Raw genomic sequence first — 20,790 nt, 5'->3', positions numbered from 1 at the left:
TCAAAACCGTGATGAATGTCACTGCCCTTGATTTGGCCGAAGTCGCGTCTTACCTTTGTCTTACATGGAGGATTCTGATGCGCACGCGACTGTCGGCAAAGGGCCAGATCGTGGTGCCCAGTGACATAAGGCGAGCCAATCGCTGGTCACCGGGGACCGAATTCGACGTCGAGGCGCGGGACGGTGTCCTTGTCCTGACTCCGGTCATGTCGGCGCGCCCGACCACCATGGACGAGGTGTTTGGCTGCCTGAAGTATGATGGGCCGGCGCTCACCGTCGAGGAGATGCACGAGGCGGTCGCGCGATCATTCCGCCGGCGTCAGCCGTGACGGCCGTCATCGATACCAATGTCATCGTCCGCGTGCTCGTCCAGGACGATCCGACCCAGGCCGCCACAAGCCGGGCACTGATCGAGAGCGAAGCCGTCCGGGTCTTGAGCACCGTCCTGCTGGAGACGGTGTGGACCCTGGAGCGGGCTTACGGGCTACAGCGGCCGGCAATCGTCGCCGCTCTCACCGGCTTCATGGGCCTGCCGACCGTGCGCGTGGACGACCCGGCCGCGGTTTGGCGTGCGCTCGAGCTGTATGCCGGCGGTCTCGACTTCGCCGACGCGCTGCATTTGTGCCTCGCCATGGACGCCGATCGTCTTGTGACGTTCGATCGTGCCTTCGCGCGGGACGCCGCGAAGTTGCGGCGTTCCGAGCCCGTCGTCGATCTACTATGACATCGCGGGCAACAGTCGCGTCAACGCGTCCAGCCTGTCGGCCTCGGCGAATGGCTTGTCCCAGCGGATGCGGTGCACCCGTGGGAACCGCATGGCGATGCCCGATTTGTGCCGGCTCGAACGCTGGACGGCGTCGAAGGCGATCTCCAGCACCAGACCGGGCTCGACCTCGCGCACCGGGCCGAAGCGGTTGGTGGTGTGGTCGCGCACCCACTTGTCGAGCCGCAGCAGCTCCTCGTCGGTGAAGCCGGAATAGGCCTTGCCCACGGGCACCAGCTCCTCGTCGCGCCAGCAGCCAAACGTATAGTCGGAGTAGTACGACGAACGCTTGCCGTGGCCGCGCTGGGCGTACATCAGCACGCAATCGGCGGTCAGCGCCGCGCGCTTCCACTTGAACCACGGACCCTTGGGTCGGCCCGCGACATAGGCGCTGTCGGCGCGCTTGAGCATCAGGCCCTCGATCTCGGCGGCGCGCGCGCCGGCGCGCAGCTCGACGAGCTCGTCCCAGGTGGTGAAACGGATCAGCGGAGAGAGGTCGAAAGGTCCGCGCGGCTTGTCGTCGAACCACGCCTCCAGCCGCGCGCGGCGCTCGTCGAAGGAGCGCGCTCGCAGGTCCTCGCCGCCGAGGAACAGCGCGTCGTACAGGCGGATGTGTGCGGGATGGTCGCGCAGCATCTTGGGCGTGATGGTCTTGCGGTTGAGCCGCTGCTGCAGATCGTTGAACGGCGCGATGGTCGGGCCGGCATCGCCGATGCCGGGATGGGCCACCAGGAGCTCGCCGTCGAGCACCGCGTCGAAATCCATCGCTTCCAGAATGTCCGGGAAGGCCGAGGTCGCATCGTCGCCGCCGCGCGTGAAGATGCGCCGCCGCTCGCCGCCGGCCGCCAGCTGCACGCGGATGCCGTCCCATTTCCACTCGGCGCGATAGGCCAGCGGATCGAGACTGGCCAGCTCGCTCTCCTCGAGCGGATTGGCCAGCATCAGCGGCCGGAAGACCGCCGTCGTCGCCGCCACCGCCGGGCGCGGCGCGCCTTTCGTCAGCCAGTCGAACAGCGATGTATAGGGCGGCTTCAGCGCGTGCCAGACCTCCTCGACGTCGTCGACGCTCACACCGCCGAGATCGGCGGCCGCCTGCTTGGCCAGCCGCGCCGAGACGCCGACTCTCAGCGCACCGGTCACCAGCTTGATCAGCGCCCAGCGGCCGGTGGCGTCCAGCTCGTCGAGCCAGGACTCGATCAGCGGCGGTGTCTCGCGCTTCGATGTCAGACGCAATCTGTCGACGATCTCGCCCAGCGACGGTGGCGGGCGGTTGTGGCCAGTCTGCGGCCCGCTCGCCTCGGCGTCCGGTTTGACGTTGGCGTCCCAGACCAGCGACAGCGTCTCGGCGAGGTCGCCGACATAGTCGTAGGACAGCGTGAACAGCGTCTCGCCCAGGCGCTGCACGCCGAACTCGCGCAGCAGCGCCGGCTTGGCGTTGGGCAGGTCGAGCGTGCCGGTCAGCGCCGCCAGCGCATAGCCGCGGTCCGGATCGGGTGTCGCGGCGAGATAGGTCGTGATCAGCCGCAGCTTGGCGTTGCGCGCCGGCTGGAAGGCCAGCGAATCAAGCAGCTCGGCGAAGCGCTGCATGTGGCCTACGCGCCTTCCTCTTCGCGGCCTGCGACGTGCAGTGCGTCGGCTTCAATGCCCATGCTGCGCGCCTGGTGCACCAGCGCGTCCTCGCGGCCATGCGTCACCCAGAGCCTGGGCGCCTGCACGTCGCGAATGGTGCGGCAGAGTTCGTCCCAGTCGGCATGGTCGGAGATCACCAGCGGCAGCTCCGCGCCGTGCTGCCGTGCCCGGGCGCGCACGCGCATCCAGCCTGACGCGGCGACCGGCAGGGGATCAGGAAAGCGCCTGGACCACCGATCGCTGAGTGCGCCGGGCGGGCAGAGCACGATGGCACCCTTGAACGCATCGCGGCCGAACAGATCGTCCCTGGGGTTGCGGCCCATCTCGCCGACCGCCGCGATGTCGCCGAGACCCACGCCCTCGCGCGTGTAGAGGTCACACAACGAGACCAGCGCGCCATGCAGCCAGACCCGCTTGTCGTAGCCGGCCTCGCGCAGCAGCCGGATCACACGCTGGCATTTGCCGAGCGCGTAGACACCGACGAGATGGCACCGCTCAGGAAAGGTCTTGATCGACTGCAGCAACCGGCCGATCTCGTGGCTGTCGGGCGGATGCCGGAACACCGGCAGTGCGAAGGTCGCCTCGGTGATGAACACGTCGCACGTCACCGGCTCGAAGGCGGAGCAGGTGGGATCGCGCCGCCGCTTGAAGTCCCCTGACACGACGATGCGCGAGCCCTGCCACTCGAGCACGATCTGCGCGCTGCCGAGAATGTGCCCGGCCGGCACCAGCCGCACGTCGACGTCGCCAATCCGCGCCGTCTCGCCGTAGCGCAGGCTCTGGGTGACGCCCAGCTCCTCGCCGAAGCGCACCTTCATGATCTCGATCGTCTCGCGTGTCGCCAGCGTCGCGCCGTGGCCCGACCGCGCATGATCGCCATGACCATGCGTCACCACCGCGCGCTTCACCGCCCGGGCCGGATCGATGTGAAAGTCACCGGGCGCGCAATAGAGCCCCTGCGGCGTCGTGAACAACCACGAGCGCGGATCGGAAGGTGTGGGATCGACGGGCATGGAGCTTATATAGTCTTCGGGCCGCGCCGCTCCAGCGGCGCATCTCTCAAAGGGCACAGTGGATGAAGGAGCCCAAGGGCTGGCATTCACGGGGCTATCTGCCACATTTGGACTCGCCGCAACTCGTCCAGACCGTGACCTTCAGGCTGGCGGATAGCTTGCCTCGTGCGGTCGCGCTGGAGCTGCGGGATCGCGGGGAGGATGACGCGCGGTGGGACGCGGTTCTCGATGCCGGCCACGGTGCCTGTTGGCTGAACGATCCTCTGGTCGCCGGTCTGGTCGAGGAGGCGTTGCTGCACTTCGACGGCGATCGCTATCGCCTGATTGCGTGGTGCGTCATGCCGAACCATGTCCATGTCATGGCTGAGATTGGCGAACGATACCGGCTCGGAGACATCGTGGCGTCCTGGAAACAATACTCGGCCCGAATGGCCAATCGGCATCTTGGACGTACGGAGCCATTCTGGCAGGTGGACTATTTCGACCGCTACGTTCGAGACGATGCGCACTTCATAGTGGCGATGCAGTACATCGAGAGCAATCCTGTTCAGGCCGGCTTGGTGACGACGGCCGACGCGTGGCGATGGAGCAGCGCGTGGCGTCGTCGCGAGTCGTGAAAAGAGCGCCGCTGGAGCGGCGCGGCCCGAAGACAGATGACCTGCCGTTGTTCGAGGCGGCGGGGCGGGCGGTGCTGCCGGCGACCTTTGCCGGCTGGTTCGCCAGGCGCGGATGGCAGGCGCGGCCGTACCAGATGGAGATGGTGCGGCTGGCGCAGGCCGGGAAATCGGCGCTGCTGATCGCGCCCACCGGTGCCGGTAAAACGCTGGCAGGCTTCCTGCCCAGCCTGATCGAGCTGACGGCGCGCAAGGTCGCGACCGGCAGGCTGCACACGCTCTACATCTCGCCGCTCAAGGCGCTGGCCACCGACGTCACGCGCAACCTGCAGAATCCGATCGAGGAGATGGACCTGGCGGTGCGCGCCGAGACGCGTACCGGCGACACGCCGCAGAATCGGCGCCAGCGCCAGCGGCTTAATCCGCCGGACATCCTGCTGACCACGCCGGAGTCGCTGGCGCTGCTGCTGTCCTATCCCGACGCGGCCGAATATTTCAGCGCGCTGTCGACCGTGATCGTCGACGAACTTCACGCGCTGGCGACGACCAAGCGCGGCCATCTGCTGGCGCTGGGCCTGTCGCGCCTGGCGACCATGTCGCCGCAGACGCGCTTCGTCGGCCTGTCGGCCACGGTGCACGATCCGGCGGCGCTGGCCGACTGGCTGGCGCTGGGCGGCCGACCGGTCGAGACGGTGCGTGTGGCCGGCGGCGCGCAGCCGGCGCTGTCGATTCTCTCGCCCGAGGCGCGCGTGCCGTGGGGCGGGCACATGGCGCGCCACACGCTGCCCGACGTCTACCAGGCGATCCGGCAACACCGCATGACCATCGTGTTCGTCAATACGCGGGCCACGGCGGAAATCGTGTTCGACGATCTGTGGCGCATGAACGACGAGAACCTGCCGATCGGCCTGCATCACGGCAGCCTCGAGGTCGAGCAGCGCCGCAAGATCGAGGCGGCGATGGCGGCCGGCAGATTGCGCGCGGTGGTCGCGACCTCGTCGCTCGATCTCGGCATCGACTGGGGCGACATCGACCTGGTGGTGCAGGTCGGCGCGCCCAAGGGCGTCAGCCGCCTGCTGCAGCGCGTCGGCCGCGCCAATCACCGCATGGACGAGCCGAGCAAGGCGATCCTCGCACCGGGCAATCGCTTCGAGGTGCTGGAATGCATCGCGGCGCTCGAGGCGGTCAACGCGCACGAGCTCGACGGCGATCCACCGCGACCGCCCAGCCTCGACGCGCTGGCGCAGCACATCCTCGGCTCGGCCTGCTCGCAGCCGATCGATCGCGACCAGATGTTCGAGGAAGCGCGACGCACCGGCCCGTACCGCGAGCTTACGCGCAGGGATTTCGACGACACCTTCGACTTCATCGCCACCGGCGGCTATGCGCTGGGCGCCTACGAGAAGTGGCGCCGGCTGTTCCATCGCTCAGACGGGCGCTGGCAGGTGGCGCGGCCCGACGCGATCCGCCAGTACCGGCTCAATGTCGGCACCATCGTCGAGCTGCCGCTCCTGAAGGTGAAGCTCAGGGGTGGGCCGGTGCTGGGCGAGGTCGAGGAGGCCTTCATCCAGGGCCTGGTCAGCGGCGATACCTTCATCTTCGCCGGCCGCCTGCTGCGCTACGAAGGCATCCGCCAGCTGCACGCCGAGGTGACGCCGGCCAAGAGTGGCGAGGATCCCAAGGTGCCGGCCTATGGCGGCGGGCGCCTGCCGCTCAGCACCTACCTGGCGCAACGCGTGCGCGGCATCATCGCCGACCCCGAGCGGCATCATCTGCTGCCGTCCGACGTGCAGGAGTGGCTGCATATCCAGAAGCTGCGTTCGCGACTGCCGCATCCGGAGCGGCTGCTGATCGAGGGCTTCCCGCGCGGCTCCAGGCAGTTCCTCGTCGCCTATTGCTTCGAGGGCCGCAACGCGCACCAGACGCTCGGCATGCTGCTGACGCGGCGCATGGAGCGCATGGGCTTGAGGCCGCTGGGCTTCGTCGCCACCGACTACGTGCTGGGCATCTGGGGCCTGCGGCCGGCGACGCCGAAGCAGATCGAGGCGCTGTTCGACGAGGACATGCTGGGCGACGACCTCGAGGCGTGGATGGACGAAAGCTCGATGCTGCGCCGTTCCTTCCGCAACGTCGCGGTGATCGCCGGGCTGATCGAGCGCCGCCATCCCGGCCAGGAGAAGACGCGCCGGCAGGTCACCTTCAGCGCCGACCTGATCTACGACGCGCTGCGCAAGCACGAGCCCGACCACATCCTGCTGCGCGCCACGCGCCAGGACGCCGCCTGGCAGCTCGCCGACATCCGCCGCCTGGGCGAGCTGCTGCGCCGGGCCAAGGGCAGGATCGACTATCACCGCCTCGACCGCGTCTCGCCGCTCGCCGTGCCGGTGCTGCTGGAGATCGGCCGCGAGCGCGTGATGGGCGACGACACGGTCGACGAGCTGCTCGACGAGGCGGCGCAGGACCTGATCGCGGAGGCGACACGGCGGTGAAGGCGCCGGCCCGCTACCACCCCCGCTACGGAGGCTGATCCCGGGGGGCAGAGCGGGCGCATTAGAGATTCTTCCCTTCTCCCCGCGAAGGCGGGGAGAAGGTGCCGAGCGCCAGCGAGGCGGATGAGGGGCTTCCTCGAGCAACGACAAGAAGCGTTGTTGTCGAGATTTCGCGAAGCCCCTCATCCGCCCTTCGGGCACCTTCTCCCCGCCTTCGCGGGGAGAAGGAAGACTCGTCGGAGTCTTATGCGATTGCCCTGCCGGGGGGGGTGAAGGATTGTGAAGGTTTCTCCCTTATCGACCGTCCGCGCGCGTGACGGTGATAACCCGGCAATGGTTCACCATCCCTCACCCCCGGCTGGTCGGTGCCCGGGAGTTCACGCCCGGCAGGCGGTTCCCGGGCCTCTGCGTCAATGGAAGTCGCGCGAGCGCGCGCCGATGCGGCGTACCGCGCCGTGGGGCCGGGCGGCCTCGGCCTCGCGGGCACGTTCGACGTCGCGCGGCTCGGGCTCGCCGTGCCTGACGGCGTCGGCGCGGGTCCAGACCACCAGGTCGCGCGGGTGATGGAAACGGTTGCGCGGCGGTGATGGCGCGCGCTGGCTGCGCTTGTCGCGCGGCGTCGCATCGATCGTCTCGTCGATATCGGCCAGGCCATCGAGCCAGCCCGACAGGTCCTCCAGCCGATCAGCGACGAGATGGATCACCTCCTTCTCGCGCTGCAGCCTGCCTTTGACCAGCAGCAGCCGCGACGTCATCACGACGCGGCGGTGCTTCTCGAACACCTTGGGCCAGATGACGATATTGGCGATGCCGGTCTCGTCCTCCAGCGTGGCGAACACCACGCCGCTGGCCGTGCCCGGCCGCTGGCGCACCAGCACCAGGCCGCAGACGCCGAGGGTCCTGTCGAGCGGCGCCGTCGCGAGCTGGGACGCCAGTGTTACGCGGTCGGCGTCCAGGCGCGGCCGCAGCAGCGCCAGCGGATGCTTGCGCAGCGACATGCGCAGGCTGACATAGTCGTCGACGACCTGCTCGCCCAGCGCCGCCGTGGGCAACGCGACCTTCGGCTCGCGGTCGGCTGTCGCGACGCCGTCGAGCAGGGGCAGGCGATCGTCGCGCAGGCTCTTGGCCGCCCACAGCACGTCACGCCGCGACATCGCGAGCGAGCCGAACGCATCGGCACGCGCCAGCACCTCGATCTGCGCGCGCGAGACCTCGCCGCGCCGCCAGAGGTCGGCCACGTCGCGATAGCCCGCGCCACGGCGCTCGACGAGGCTCTTCATCTCCTTCTCGCTGGCGCCTTCGATCTGCCGGAACCCCAGCCGCAGCGCGTATAGCGCCGGCAACGGCGTGCCCGTGCCCAGGCGGCGTTCGTCCTTCCTCAATGCGTCGGTGAGCAGCACCGGTTCCAGCGTGTTGTCCCAGTCGCTGACGTTGATGTCGGGCGGCAGCACGGTGATGCCGTGCTCGCGCGCGTCGCGCACGATCTGTCCCGGCGCGTAGAAGCCCATCGGCTGGCTGTTGAGCAGGGCGCAGGCGAAGACGTCGGGGAAGTAGCATTTGATCCACGACGAGGCGTAGACCAGCAGCGCGAAGCTGGCGGCGTGGCTCTCGGGGAAGCCGTACTCGCCGAAGCCTTCGATCTGCGAGAAGCACCGCTCGGCGAACGCCCGCTCGTAGCCGTTGCCCACCATGCCCCCGATGAAGCGCTCGCGGTAATTTCCGATCGTGCCGTTGTGCCGGAAGGTCGCCATCGCCTTGCGCAGGCCATCGGCCTCGGCCTCGCTGAAGCCGGCGGCGACGATGGCGATGTCCATCGCCTGTTCCTGGAACAGCGGCACGCCCAGCGTGCGCTCGAGGGCTTTCTTCAGCTCGGGCGAGGGGTACTCGATCTTCTCGATGCCGTCGCGGCGGCGCAGATAGGGATGCACCATGTCGCCCTGGATCGGGCCGGGCCGCACGATCGCCACCTCGATCACGAGATCATAGAACTTCTTCGGGCGCAGGCGCGGCAGCATCGACATCTGCGCCCGGCTCTCGACCTGGAAGACGCCCAGCGAATCGGCGCGTCCCAGCATCTCGTAGACCGCCGGTTCCTCCGGCGGGATGCTCGCGAGATCGTGGCTGATGCCGTAGCGCTCGCGCAGCAGGTCGAGTCCCTTGCGGATGCAGGTCAGCATGCCCAGCGCCAGCACATCGACCTTCAGGATGCGCAGCGAGTCGAGGTCGTCCTTGTTCCATTCGACGACGGTGCGCTTCTCCATCGTCGCGTTCTGGATCGGCACCAGATCGTCGAGACGGTCGGCGGTGAAGACGAAGCCGCCGACGTGCTGCGACAGGTGGCGGGGGAAATCGATGAGCGTCGAGGACAGGCGCAGCGCCAGCGCCAGGCGACGATCTTCAAGGTCGAGGCCCGCCTCGCGCACATGCTTCTCGTCGATGCCGCCGACGCCCATGCCCCAGACCGTGTCGGCGAGGATGCCCAGCGTGTCGGAGGAAAGCCCCAGCGCCTTGCCGACGTCACGAATCGCGCTGCGGCTGCGATAGGCGATGACCGTGGCGGCCAGGCCGGCGCGCGCGCGGCCGTACTTCTCGTAGATCCACTGGATCACTTCCTCGCGCCGCTCATGCTCGAAATCGACGTCGATGTCGGGCGGCTCGTTGCGGTTGCTCGACAGGAAGCGCGCGAACAGGAGCTTGATCTTGTCGGGAGCAACCGAGGTGATGCCGAGGCAGTAGCACACCGAGGAGTTGGCCGCCGACCCGCGCCCCTGGCAGAGGATCCCGTTTGCCCGCGCGTACTGGACGATGTCGTACACCGTCAGGAAGTACGAGGCGTATTCGCGCTGCCGGATCAGATCGAATTCCTTGTGGAGCTGGTCGCGAACCGGATCGGGCACGCCGTCGGGGTAGCGCCAGTCCGCGCCTTGCCATGTCAGCCGCTCCAGCTTCTCCTGCGGCGTCTCGCCATCGTCGCATTCGGCGGGATAGACGTATTTCGGCTGGTCGAGGTCGAAGGTGCAGGCATCGGCGATCTCGACCGTGTGGGCGAGGGCGGCGGGATACTTGCGGAACAGGCGGGCCATCTCGTCGGGCGATTTCAGGTGCCGCTCGGCGTTGGCGAAACGGTGGAAGCCGAGACTGTCGACCGTGCGGCCCAGCCGGATGGCGGTGACCACGTCCTGCAGCGCGCGGCGGTCGGGCGCGTGATAATGCACGTCGTTGGTCGCGACCATGGGCGTGCGGTGCTGGCGCGCCAGCATCTCGATCGCCGCCAGCCGTTGCGCATCGTCGCCGCGCGCCGAGACCGAGGCTGCGAGATAGCAGCGGCGATAGGTATCCGAGAGGAAACGCAGCCTGTGCGGAAAGCCCGGGTCATCGACGTCGCGCGGCGGCAGCGCGATGGCGATCAGCCCCTCGGCGTACTGAGCCAGATCGTCGCGCAACAGATGACACTGCCCCTTGGGCGCGCGGCTGTTGCCCAGGGTCAGCAGGCGCGTGAGCCGGCTGTAGGCGGGCAGGTCCGTGGGATAGAGCAGCAGCGACAGGCCATCGCGCGTATCGATGCGACTGCCGATCAGCAGCTTGATGCTGCCGCCCAGATTGTTGACCTTGCGTGCCGCGACATGCGCCTGCACCACGCCGGCCAGCGTGCAGCGATCGGTGATGCCGATCGCCGCCAGGCCGAGATCCGCCGCCTGGCCGACCAGCTCATGCGGATGCGAGCCGCCGCGCAGGAAGCTGTAGTTGGACGTGACCTGCAGCTCGGCATAGCGGAACGGCCCGAGCATGGTGACTCCTAGAGTCCAAGGGCGCGGACGGCGTCGTGCAGAGCGATTGCCGAGACGCTGGGTGACAGCGAGTGGGCAAAGACAACGAGACGAGCGTCAGCCGTTACAAGTGGCGCTCTTCGTTGACGGGCGCAGGCCAGATAGAAGCAATCGTAGATGGGGTGCTTCAGTGCGATGGCGATGTCGAGAGCGCTCGAGATCACGGAAGCCGACGGAACGATCTCGTGGAAATAGGCGCCGATCCTGTTGCCGATGAGCTGACCCTGTTGGAGATCGATCTCTCCGCGAACCTGCTTTTTCCAAGCGATGTTCCCGATCTCGGGAATCAGGATGTCCGGAGCGGTCAGCTCGAATTCCATCCTGACGAGCGCGAGCGCCTCCTGCCGCAAATCCTCCGGCACGAGCCATTTGATGGCGACACTGGCATCGATGACCAGCTCGGTCATCGATCACGATCCTCACGCAGCAGGATGACGCTGTCGGTCTGCTTCACGCCCTTGGGTGTCATGGCCGCGATGCGATCTGCTTCGGCCAGCAGTTCCGCCGTCGAAGGTCGCAGAGCGGACTGGGTCAGGGTGTCGCGAAGCTCCGCTTCGAACGAGCGATTGTTCGTCTTGGCGCGCGCCTTCAGCCGTTGGACGACTTTGGCGTCCAGGTTACGGATGGTGACGTTGGTCATGATGGGCTCCGTGAGATCAGCAACAATGCCATCATTATGATAGCATTTTGCTGTCATGCACAAAAGCCATGGACGTACCAGCGCGAGGCCGGCGGGACGGCGGGCGCGTTGATCGGGCCGTCGCGGTAGAGCCAGAAGCGCTGGCCGTCCTCGTCCTCGACCCGGTAGTAGTCGCGGCCCGACGGCGCTGCCTCGACCTGATCCGCCGGCACCGATTCCTGCCACCACTCATCGACCAGGCGCTCCGGCCCCTCGACGCGCTTCAGGCGATGCAGCGTGCCGCGCCAGTTGAACTGGCGCGGCGGATCGTCGGGCAATTGCGCCGTGGTCTGGATCGCCTCGGGCCGCGCCAGCAGGCGAGTCGGACGCGGGCCCTTGTAGGCCGCGACCTTGGCCCACAGCCCGGCGCGCACCGCAGGTCTGGAAACCGGCAGCGCGATCACGGCGCGTTCGGGCAGGTGGCTGGCGCGCGGCGCGAGGCGCACGACGTTGGCGGTGCCCAGGCGCTGGGTCAGACGGTCGACGAGCTGCACCACCTCGGTCTTGTCGCCGCGCGCAGGCGCGGTGGGCGCGTCGCTGCCCTGTGCCAGCAGCACCTCGCCGCCCACCGCATGGGCCAGCGCCACCTGCTGGGTGTCGAACGGCTCGACCGCGGCGGCCGACAGCATCATCAGCTCGACGCCGAAGCCGGCATCGAGATGCGCCAGCGGCTCCTGGAAGAGCTTCATCAGATGGACGTTGTCGCGGCTGGGCCTTCCGGTGCCGATGGCGGTGCGCTCGATCGAGCCGTCGACGCGGAACAGCGACAGCTCCAGCCGGCGCGCGCCGACGCCGGCCTTCTCGAACTGGCCGCAGAGCGCGGCGAGCAGGCGGCTGGTGGCGGCGGCGATGTCCTCGGCGCGGCCGATCGGCTCGGCGAAGGCCAGGCGCGTGCGGAAGGCCGGCGCCGGCAGGCGCGGCTGGATGGTCTCGGCGGCGCTGCCCAGCGCCTGGTCGAGGCGGCGCACCAGCAGATCGCCGAAGCGCTGCGCCAGCGGCGCGCGCGGCATGGGCAGCAGGTCGCCGATCTTGCGCAGGCCCAGCCGACGCAGGGTCTCGGCGGTGGTCGCGTCGAGCCGCAGCGCCTCGACCGGCAGCGCGGCGAGCAGCGCACGATGGCCGGCGGCCGGCGCCAGCAGGTCTTTTTGCCTCTCGGCAAAACGTGCCAGCGCCCAGGCGGCGCCGGCGGTGTCGGCCATCGCCGCGCGCACGCTGAAGCCGTGGCGCGCGAGTCGGGCGGTGAGATCGGCGAGCAGGGCGCGCTCGCCCTCGATGCCGGGACCGAAGAGGTGGCCGCAGCCGGTGACGTCGAGCATCAAGCCGCCATCGCCGCCGAAGCTCGCGGTGGCCATGCGATCGACGATCTGCGCCGCCTCGTCCATCGCGAAGCCGGAATCGACCAGCGCGCCACCCAGCGGGTCGATCGCCACCCAGGGCGTGTAGCGCTCGCACCAGCCGGCGAGCGTCTCGAGCAGCTTCAGGTCGGCAGCGGGCTCGGCATGCGCGGTGGTGAGGTCGGGCACCAAGGTGCGCGCATCGGCCAGGCGCTGGCCGGCGCGGATGCCGGCCGAGCGCGCGTGCTCGTTGACCGCGACGATGCGCGGGCCGCCCTGATGGAAGCCGATCAGGGCGGCGGTCTTAGCCAGCCAGTCTTTGTGCCGGCGCGCCATGCGGTCGGCCGACAGTTTCGGGAACCACAGCGAGATGACCCTTTTCATTGGTCCACTCCACCAGCCACGAGGGGATTTCGGTGCGCGCCGGATCGCCGAAGCGATTGCGCAACAGATCGAGGCGCCAGCGCAGGCCGCCGATATCGTCGAGCGGCTGGCCATCGGCATCGAGGCGCGAGCGCGACGGCGCCGAGGCGACGCGCCAGCGTGTCACGGCGGCCGAGATCGCGCCGGCCTTCCTGTCGGCGACGCGCAGCAAGAGCGCCGGCACGCCGCTCTTCTCGGCGGCAAGCTGCAGGCGGCGCGTCGCGGCCAGCTCGACCTTGTCGATCTCGCCGACGACGGCGGCGAGCGCGCCGCAGCGCAGGCCTTCCTCCATGGCCCACAGCGCGTCCTCGACGCGCCGCGGGGAGGCCAGGATCACGCTGGCCGGATCGACGAAGGCGGCGAGGGCGGGGGCGTAAGGCGGTGCGGTCAGCCCGCCGGCATTGCGATGGATCCACAGGATCTGGCCGTGTCGCGCCTGGGCGAAACGGCCCAAGGCGGCGGCGGTGAAGCCCAGCGCGGCGCCGTCATGCGCGGCATCGCCGGGCACGATCTCGTGCAGCGCGCCGCAGGCCAGCCCGCCATCGGGCAGCACGGCGTCGATCTCCGGCACGTCGAGCGGCACCGAGAGCGCCGAGGAGGCGCCGCTGCCGCGCTCCAGCCGGCGCACCGTCTCGCGCAGCCGGCGCAGCTCGTCCTCGCGACCGGGCTCGGCGCGGTCCAGCACCAGCACCGGCGCGTCCGTCCGGCTGACACTGGTGGGAGCGAAGGCGCTGGGGAAAATGACCGTCACGATCCCCTCGAAAGGCTATGCTGGCGGAGCGATTGTTCTCTGTTTGTTCTAGTCTCTCCGACCCTCAGAGTCAATCCACAGCCCCTTGTGGGTACGGCGGAAGAAATCCTCTACAGCTAGGATTTAGTTGGGTTATTTACCGGGCCGCCCTGTCGAAAACCGAAGCGTTCTCCCCAAGATGCCCATTGTCACTATCACCGTTCGCAAGCCGAAGACGGCCGCCTTCAAGGCCATGGTTCTCGATGCCGTTCACTCGGCCCTGGTCGGCTCTGGCGCCAACCCGCGGGACCGTTTCCACCGCGTGCTCGAGCTCGACGCGGACGACTTCCGATTCGACCCGACCTTCCCCGATTTGGCTTCGCCACGGGGCGAGGATTTCGTGCTGGTCGAGATCCTGCTGGGCGTCGGCCGCAGCGTGAAGGTGAAGAAGAAGATCGTCGCCGACGCCATCGCCGGCCTCGCCAGCGGCGGCCTCGATCCCGAGCATGTGATGATCGTGTTCCAGGATGTCGCCTGGGAGAACTGGTCGCCGGGCGGGGGCCGTATGCCGCACGCCTGACCCGGTGGTGCTATCCTTGCATCGCCCACCGGTCGCCGATGCCAGGAGAGGCGCCATGCCCAAGACCAGCTTTTCCCGTTCGTTGCTCGCGCTCGCGGGACTCGCGTTCGCTGCCCTGGGCGCACTGCCCGCCGAGGCACGCTGCAACAAGAACCTGGTCGAACGGATGCCCGGCGTATATCGGGCGAACTTCAACGTGGCGCAGGAGAAGGTGGTCAGCGCCATGCGCGTGACCTTCGTCGGCCATTCCAGCTTCCTGATCGAGACGCCGCAGGGCGTGCGCGCCATCACCGACTACAACGGCTACAACGGATTCGGAAAGCGCCCCGACATCGTGACGATGAACAATGCGCATTCCACGCACTTCACCGACGAGGTCGAATCCGGCGTCACCCATGTGCTGCGCGGTTGGGCCCAGGGCCAGGTCGAGGCGCGCCACAACGTGACGATGAAGGATCTGCAGGTCTTCAACGTGCCGACCAACGTGCGTGAATGGGGCGACGGCGGCACGCGCTTAAGCGGCAACTCGATCTTCGTCTTCCGCGTCGGCGATCTGTGCGTGGGCCATCTCGGCCATCTGCACCATCGCCTGACGCCCGAGCATCTCGAGGACCTCGGCCGCATCGACGTGCTGATGGTGCCGATCGACGGTGGCTACACCATGGGCCAGCCCTACATGGCCGACGTCGTCAAGCAGATCCAGCCGCGCATCGTGCTGCCCATGCACTACTGGGGGCCGAGCGCGCTTGACCGCTTCCTCGGTTATCTCGGCCAGGGCAGCTACGAACTCGTGCGACCGACCAGCCGCACGCTCGACCTCGTGAAGGCGAACCTGCCCGAATCCCTCACCGTGATCGTCATCGCCGGCCACGGCGGCGACTAGATCCGGAACGCCTCCAGCGTCTCCGGCGTGAACAGCTCCTCGGGCCGCATGCGGCGGGACGACAATCCCTGCTCATGGTGATAGCGCAGGAAGGTGTCGAGCGCGGCGCGGTTGGGCGCAAAGCCGTAGGGCCACCAGTCTTCGCCCATCTCGCGCCGCGTCTCCTCGGCCCAGGCCGCCTGGAAGGGCAGCATGGTCTTGAGCGCGGCGATCTCCTGGAGATCCTCGTAGACCAGGCGCTGCGCCTCGACGAAGGCCTTGTGCAGCGAGGTCGCCATCCAGCGATTGGCCTCGTAGAGCTCGCGGCGGATCACCACCGTGTGCATGATCGGAAACAGCTTCGTCTTGCGCCAGTAGGCGCGCTCCGCCGTGATGTAGTCGGGGAACAGCCGCTGCACGTCGTCGGGCCGCGTGCGCAGGGTCGAAGGTGCGCGCGGCGCGTACATCGCGTCGATCTCGCCGTCGGCCAGCATCTGCGAGAGCGTCTGGGTCGGGCCGATCGGCTGGATGCGGATGTCGGGCGGCAGGTCGAGCTTGAGCTTCTCCTCGCGCCCCGGAGTCTCGGCGCCGCCGGTGAAGTAGCGCACGCTGCGATGGTCGACGCCGTATTCGTCGGCCAGCAGGCCGCGGATCCAGACCTGCGCCGTGAGCTGGTATTCCGGGTTGCCGACCCGCTTGCCGATCAGGTCCCTGGGCTCGCGAATACCTGTTTTGGTGGAGATATAGATGCCGGAGTGGCGGAACATGCGCGAGGGGAAGACCGGGATGGCGATGAACGGCGGCTCCTCGCCCATCAGCGACACGGCATAGGACGACAGCGACATCTCGCAGGCGTCGAATTCGCGGTGCCGCAGCATGCGGAAGAACGTCTCCTCCACCGGCAGGCTGAGGTAGTTCAGTTCGATGCCGTCGGGCCGCACGCGGCCGTCGGCCAGCGCGCGCGTGCGATCGTAGTTCCAGCAGGCGAGCGTGACCGGCAGCGCCATCAGGCGGCCAGGCGATCGCGCATGAACTGGGCGATGGCGGCGTTGGCGCGCTCGCCCTCGTCGAGCATCGGGAAATACCAGTGCCAGACATGGATCATCTGTGGCCAGACCTCGAGCACGGTGTCGATGCCGGCGGCGCGCGCCTTGTCGGCGAGCAGGCGCGAATCGTCGAGCAGGATCTCGTCGCCGCCGACCTGGATCAGCAACGGCGGCAGGCCCTTGAGGTCGGCATGCGCCGGCGAGGCGAGCGGGGCGCGGCGATCGCCGTCGCCGATGTAGCACTGCCGCCAGCGCACCAGACCGTCCATCGTGACCAGCGGATCGACCGCGGCGCGCTCGGCGTAGCTCGCGCTGCTCGCCGTCATGTCGGTCCACGGCGAGATGCAGATCGCCGCCGCCGGCATCGGCAGGCCGGCGTCGCGCGCCGCCAGCAGCATCGCGATGGTCAGCCCGCCGCCGGCGGAGTCGCCGGCGATGGCGATGCGCGGCGCCGCGAACTGCGTGAGGGTCTCGCGATAGACCGCGAGCGCATCGTCGACGGCGGCCGGGAAGGGGTTCTCCGGCGCCAGCCGGTACTCGGGCACCAGGGCCACGACGCCGGCGCGCCGGGCGATGTCGCCCGCGAGATGGCGGTGCGAGCGCGGCGAGCCGGTGCCGTAACCGCCGCCATGCAGGTAGATCAACGCCTGGTCCTTGCGCGCCGGTTGCGGCGTCAGGCGCTCGGCGGGCACGCCGCCCAGGCTGACATCCTCGCGCGCGATATCGGACGGCAGCGGGAAGGCGCGCGTGGCCTTGTCGTAGATCGTGCGCACCTCCTCGATGGTCTGCTCGCTCGAGCGCGGCAGCTTGGCGAGCTTCTCCCGCACGGCGGCGATTCCGCGGTTGCTCATGGCGTGTCTCCCTCGTCGATCTTGATGGCGTTGGCCGTGGCGAGCGCGGCGATCTCGTCGTCACTGTAGCCGACGTCGCGCATCAGCTCGCGCGTATGCTCGCCCAGCCGCGGTCCCAGGCGATGGATCGCCACCGGCGCGTCCGACAGGCGCAGCGGATTGTTGGCGGCCATCACCGTGCCGATGCCCGGGTACTGCATGCTCAGCACGCTGCCGCGTGCCTGCGCATGCGGGTCGCGCACCATCTCGCTGACCGTTTTCACCGCCGCGCAGGGCACGCCGGCATCGACGAGCTTCTCGAGCAATGTCTCGCGGGTCTGCGCGGCGAAGACCTTTTCCAGCAGCGGTTCGAGCACGGCGCGGTTGGCGACGCGCAGCGAGTTGCTGGCGAAACGCGGATCGGCGCCGATATCGGCGATATCCAACGCCGACACGAGTCGCTTCCAGAACGAGTCGTTGGTGCAGGCGATATAGATCGGGCCGGACTGCGTGCCGAAGTTGCGCAGCGGGACGATCAGCGTGTGCGAGGCGCCCATGCGCCGCGGATCCTCGCCGGTATGGCCGAGATTGGTCAGCCAGTGGCTCATGATCTGCACGCCGACATCGTAGAGCGCCAGGTCGATGTGCTGGCCGCGACCGGTACGGTGGCGCTGCAGCAGGGCCATGGCGACGCCGAGCGCGCCGTAGGAACCGGTCATCTGGTCGACCGGCGCGGCGCCGACGCGCGCCGGCGGGCCGTCGAATTCGCCGGTCGCCTCCATCAGCCCGACCTCGGCCTGGATGCAGGGATCGTAGCCCGGCCGTTCGCTGTAGGGTCCGGTCTGGCCGTAGCCGGAGATCGACAGATAGACGAGGCGCGGGTTGAGCGCGTGCACGACATCGTAGCCGAAGCCGAGCGAGGCGATCACGCCGGGCACGAAGGCTTCCATGAAGACATCGGCCTTCTTCACCAGCCGGCGCAGCACGTCCTTGCCGCCCGCGGATTTCAGGTCGATGGCGAGGCCGCGCTTGTTGCGGTTCATGCCCGGTACCCAGGCGCCGCCGAGCTGCGGACGAAAGTGATCGCCGCTCAGCGGCTCGACGTTGATGACGTCGGCGCCCATGTCGCCGAGGATCTGCCCGGCGGTGGGCCCGGCGATGACCTGTGTCAAATCGAGAGCCAGAATCCCCTGAAGCGGCAGCATCCACCGTCCTTCGTCGTTGCTTGCGGCGGCTAAACTGACGGCTTGGGGCGCCGGATCGCAAGCGGTCATGCGGCGCGACCGATATGCGCCGTGCAGGGGGCTTGTCGGTCACCGCCGGTTACGGTTTGCCCCGAGAAGACCTCCGTCCCGCCACGCAACGGCCTGTGCGACCTGACGTTTGTGTAATGGCTTTTTGCGGAGGAAACGCATGGGCAAGTTCCTGCGTGGCCTGGGCGTGGTGGTTGCTGCCGCCCTCGTCACCGTCTCGTCGGCTTGGGCGCAATCGGCGGATCCGCCGGGGCTCGTCGGCCGCGTCGCCTATGTCAACGGCACGGTCTCGTTCCATGATCGCAACGAGACCAACTGGCAACCTGCAGCGATCAATTACCCCATGACGTCCGGCGACGCGCTGTGGACCGAGCCGAACGGCCGGGCCGAAGTGTTCGTCGGAGCCACGCGCCTGCGCATGCAGGGCAGCACGCAACTCGAGACGCTGGCGCTCACCGACGAGGAGTTCCGGCTGCGCATCTCGCAGGGCCGCATCGACGTGAAGACCGCGGCCCTGCAGCAAGGCCAGCAGGTCGAGGTGCTCACGCCGCGCGCCACGGTGGCGCTGATCGGCGACGGCGACTACATGATCGAGGCCGGCACCGTCGACGATGCCACGCGCGTCGGCGTGCGCGCCGGCTCCGCGCGCGTGATCGCGACCAATGGCACCGAGCTGATCGTACGCGCCGGCGAGATCGGCGTGCTGAGCGGCACGGACCGGCCGGTATTCGAGACGGTGCGCATGGCGCCGCCGCCGATGCCGCCGGAATGGGCGCCGCGTGATCGCCAAATCGTCATGACCCAGTCCGTGCAGTACGTGCCGGCGGGCATGTCCGGCGTCGAGGAGCTCGACTATTACGGTTCGTGGAGCACGGTGGGCGATTACGGCCGCGTCTGGTCTCCGCGCACAGTGCCGGTGGGCTGGGCGCCGTATCGCCATGGCCGCTGGCGCTGGGTCGATCCGTGGGGCTGGACGTGGATCGATGACCAGCCCTGGGGCTTCGCGCCCTCGCACTACGGTCGCTGGGTCAACCACCGGGGTCGCTGGTACTGGGTGCCGCCGCGTCGCGAGGCGCGTCCGGTCTATGCCCCGGCCGTGGTCGGCTTCGTCGACGTGGCCGCCGCCGGCGTGGCGTTGGCGATCGGCGCCCGGGTCGCACCGGTGGGCTGGTTCCCGCTGGGGCCGCGCGAGGTCTACGTGCCGCCCTACACGGCGAACCGCACGTACATCCGCAACGTCAACGTCACCAACGTCTACAACGTCGAGGTCATCGACCGGCGCATCGAATATGTCGAGCGCCGCCGCGACCCGCGCTTCCGCGACGACCCGCGGTTCCGTGACGAACCACGTCCGACCTTCGCCAACCAGCGCTTCTCGACGGTGGTGCCGCAGCGGGCGTTCCTGCGCGGCGATCGCGTCGATCGCGCCGCCATCCGCGTCGAGCCTGATCGCCTGGCTCGCCTGCAGGTCGCGCCCGTCGCGGCGCCGACCGTCGCGACGACAGCGACGGTGACGCCGCCGACCGCACCGGGCCAGGCACCGGCGCCCGCAGCCAGGCCTGGGCAGCCGCCGGCGGCGGCCGCGCCGCCTCAGGGCGCCGACGTGCAGCGTGCACCGCTGGCTGACATCCCGGTGCTGGGCCGACCGACCCGCCAGGATCGCCCGACCGCCACAGCGCCGGGTCCGCGGATCTCGCGAACCCAGCCTGCGGCACCGGACGCTACGGCGGCACCGGCCGAGCGTCAGCTGCCGAGCCTGCGTACGCGCGACGGCCGCGAGGTTGAACGCAGCGCGCCGCAAGCCGCGCCTGCCGCACCTCAGCCAGGTGCTCCTGCCAAGCCGGCCGAGCCGCCTGTTGCGACTCCGCCGGCCAAGCCGGGCGAACCGCCGAAGCCGGCCGAGCCGCCTGTTGCAGCGCCGCCGACCAAGCCAGGTGAGCCTGCGAAGCCGGGTACGCCACCTGTCGCCGCTCCGCCGGGCAAGCCGGCCGATCGTCCGGTCGCGACGCCGCCAGCCAAGCCGGGCGAACCCGGAAAGCCGACAGCGCCGCCTGTAGCCACTCCGCCAGGCAAGCCGTCTGACCGTCCGGTGGCAACGCCGCCGGCCAGGCCGGGCGAACCCGGAAAGCCGGCAGCGCCGCCTGTAGCCACTCCGCCGGGCAAGCCGTCTGACCGTCCGGTGGCGACGCCGCCGGCCAGGCCGGGCGAACCCGGAAAGCCGGCAGCACCGCCGGTCGCGACTCCACCGGGCAAGCCGGCCGATCGACCGGTGGCGACGCCTCCGGTCAAGCCGGCCGATCGCCCGGTGGCGACGCCTCCGGCCAAGCCAGCCGTCCCGAAGGCTGCCGAGCCGCCCAAGCCGCCGGTGACGCCGCCGAGGGCTGCGGAACCGCCGAAGGCCCCGGTCGCACCGCCGAAGGCCGCCGAGCCACCGCGTCAGACGCCGCCACCGCCGCGGCAGGCCAAACCGCCTGAGCCACCGCGTCCGGCGCCACAGGCCGCGCCGCCGCGTCCGGCAGCGCCGCCGCAGCCTCAGGCCAGGCCGCCAGCACCGCCGGCACCGCAGCAGGCTCGGCCACCGGCTCCACCGCCGCCGCAGGCCAAGCCCCCGGCAGCGCCGCCGCAGCCCAGGGCCAAGCCGCCCGAGCAGGCCAAGCAGCCGCCGGGGCGCGATCGCGACGACAAGGGTGGCGACGAGCGCCGCCGCTGAGAGCGCAC

At 69.2% G+C, this 20,790-nt stretch carries 17 protein-coding genes; 7 read left to right on the top strand and 10 right to left on the bottom strand.

The window, feature by feature from the left end:
• Positions 1 to 77: 77 nt before the first annotated feature.
• Entirely contained in the window at positions 78 to 329 is a 252-nt protein-coding gene (locus KF889_13385; GenBank protein MBX3500436.1) for an AbrB/MazE/SpoVT family DNA-binding domain-containing protein, read from the top strand.
• A complete protein-coding gene (locus KF889_13380; protein ID MBX3500435.1) occupies positions 326 to 724 on the top strand; it encodes a type II toxin-antitoxin system VapC family toxin in 399 nt (132 codons plus the stop codon). Before KF889_13385 ends, KF889_13380 begins: the two co-directional genes overlap by 4 nt.
• Here the strand turns inward: KF889_13380 and KF889_13375 are convergent.
• Entirely contained in the window at positions 719 to 2,350 is a 1,632-nt protein-coding gene (locus tag KF889_13375) for a cisplatin damage response ATP-dependent DNA ligase (GenBank protein ID MBX3500434.1), read from the bottom strand. The genes KF889_13380 and KF889_13375 overlap by 6 nt on opposite strands.
• A 5-nt stretch (positions 2,351 to 2,355) precedes the next feature.
• Positions 2,356 to 3,405 (bottom strand): ligase-associated DNA damage response exonuclease, encoded by a 1,050-nt coding sequence (locus KF889_13370; GenBank protein ID MBX3500433.1) that lies wholly within the window; start codon positions 3,403 to 3,405, stop codon positions 2,356 to 2,358.
• A gap of 62 nt (positions 3,406 to 3,467) precedes the next feature.
• Here KF889_13370 and KF889_13365 point away from each other — a divergent pair, with 62 nt between their 5' ends.
• Positions 3,468 to 4,022 carry a transposase gene (locus KF889_13365; protein MBX3500432.1) on the top strand — a complete coding sequence of 185 codons (555 nt, stop codon included), beginning with the start codon at positions 3,468 to 3,470 and terminating at the stop codon, positions 4,020 to 4,022.
• 41 nt (positions 4,023 to 4,063) lie between these two features.
• A complete protein-coding gene (locus KF889_13360; protein MBX3500431.1) occupies positions 4,064 to 6,508 on the top strand; it encodes a ligase-associated DNA damage response DEXH box helicase in 2,445 nt (814 codons plus the stop codon).
• A gap of 410 nt (positions 6,509 to 6,918) precedes the next feature.
• On the opposite strand, the gene KF889_13355 is transcribed toward KF889_13360, so the two are convergent.
• The 5 genes from KF889_13355 to KF889_13335 are packed head-to-tail and all read right to left on the bottom strand — an operon-like array spanning position 6,919 to position 13,522.
• On the bottom strand, positions 6,919 to 10,296 hold the full coding sequence (locus KF889_13355; protein ID MBX3500430.1) for an error-prone DNA polymerase: 3,378 nt from the start codon (positions 10,294 to 10,296) through the stop codon (positions 6,919 to 6,921).
• Positions 10,297 to 10,304: 8 nt separating this feature from the next.
• Complete coding sequence (locus KF889_13350; protein ID MBX3500429.1) at positions 10,305 to 10,742, bottom strand: type II toxin-antitoxin system VapC family toxin; 438 nt, start codon at positions 10,740 to 10,742, stop codon at positions 10,305 to 10,307.
• Entirely contained in the window at positions 10,739 to 10,975 is a 237-nt protein-coding gene (locus tag KF889_13345) for a hypothetical protein (protein ID MBX3500428.1), read from the bottom strand. Before KF889_13345 ends, KF889_13350 begins: the two co-directional genes overlap by 4 nt.
• Positions 10,976 to 11,028: 53 nt before the next feature.
• Positions 11,029 to 12,732, bottom strand: coding sequence for a DNA polymerase Y family protein (locus KF889_13340; GenBank protein ID MBX3500427.1), 1,704 nt, complete (start codon positions 12,730 to 12,732; stop codon positions 11,029 to 11,031).
• On the bottom strand, positions 12,653 to 13,522 hold the full coding sequence (locus KF889_13335) for a damage-inducible mutagenesis protein (protein ID MBX3500426.1): 870 nt from the start codon (positions 13,520 to 13,522) through the stop codon (positions 12,653 to 12,655). The genes KF889_13340 and KF889_13335 overlap by 80 nt, the downstream gene beginning before the upstream one ends.
• A 178-nt stretch (positions 13,523 to 13,700) precedes the next feature.
• On the opposite strand from KF889_13335, the gene KF889_13330 reads away from it, so the two are divergent.
• Together KF889_13330 and KF889_13325 are read left to right on the top strand one after the other, a co-directional pair.
• Entirely contained in the window at positions 13,701 to 14,081 is a 381-nt protein-coding gene (locus tag KF889_13330; GenBank protein MBX3500425.1) for a tautomerase family protein, read from the top strand.
• A gap of 55 nt (positions 14,082 to 14,136) precedes the next feature.
• Complete coding sequence (locus KF889_13325) at positions 14,137 to 14,964, top strand: MBL fold metallo-hydrolase (GenBank protein MBX3500424.1); 828 nt, start codon at positions 14,137 to 14,139, stop codon at positions 14,962 to 14,964.
• On the opposite strand, the gene KF889_13320 is transcribed toward KF889_13325, so the two are convergent.
• The 3 genes from KF889_13320 to KF889_13310 are packed head-to-tail and all read right to left on the bottom strand — an operon-like array spanning position 14,961 to position 18,024.
• A complete protein-coding gene (locus KF889_13320; protein ID MBX3500423.1) occupies positions 14,961 to 15,950 on the bottom strand; it encodes an ABC transporter substrate-binding protein in 990 nt (329 codons plus the stop codon). The genes KF889_13325 and KF889_13320 overlap by 4 nt on opposite strands.
• The gene (locus tag KF889_13315) at positions 15,950 to 16,840 is read right to left on the bottom strand and encodes an alpha/beta hydrolase (GenBank protein ID MBX3500422.1); all 891 of its coding nucleotides are present in this window, start codon (positions 16,838 to 16,840) and stop codon (positions 15,950 to 15,952) included. Before KF889_13315 ends, KF889_13320 begins: the two co-directional genes overlap by 1 nt.
• On the bottom strand, positions 16,837 to 18,024 hold the full coding sequence (locus KF889_13310; GenBank protein ID MBX3500421.1) for a CoA transferase: 1,188 nt from the start codon (positions 18,022 to 18,024) through the stop codon (positions 16,837 to 16,839). Before KF889_13310 ends, KF889_13315 begins: the two co-directional genes overlap by 4 nt.
• Before the next feature lie 208 nt (positions 18,025 to 18,232).
• On the opposite strand from KF889_13310, the gene KF889_13305 reads away from it, so the two are divergent.
• The gene (locus KF889_13305) at positions 18,233 to 20,782 is read left to right on the top strand and encodes a hypothetical protein (GenBank protein MBX3500420.1); all 2,550 of its coding nucleotides are present in this window, start codon (positions 18,233 to 18,235) and stop codon (positions 20,780 to 20,782) included.
• Positions 20,783 to 20,790 lie beyond the last annotated feature (8 nt).

The organism is Alphaproteobacteria bacterium, from assembly GCA_019635875.1.
Taxonomy (GTDB): Bacteria; Pseudomonadota; Alphaproteobacteria; order Reyranellales; family Reyranellaceae; genus JAFAZJ01.
The sequence above is the reverse complement of the archived record's forward strand: the minus strand, read 5'-3'. Positions and strand labels throughout refer to the sequence as shown.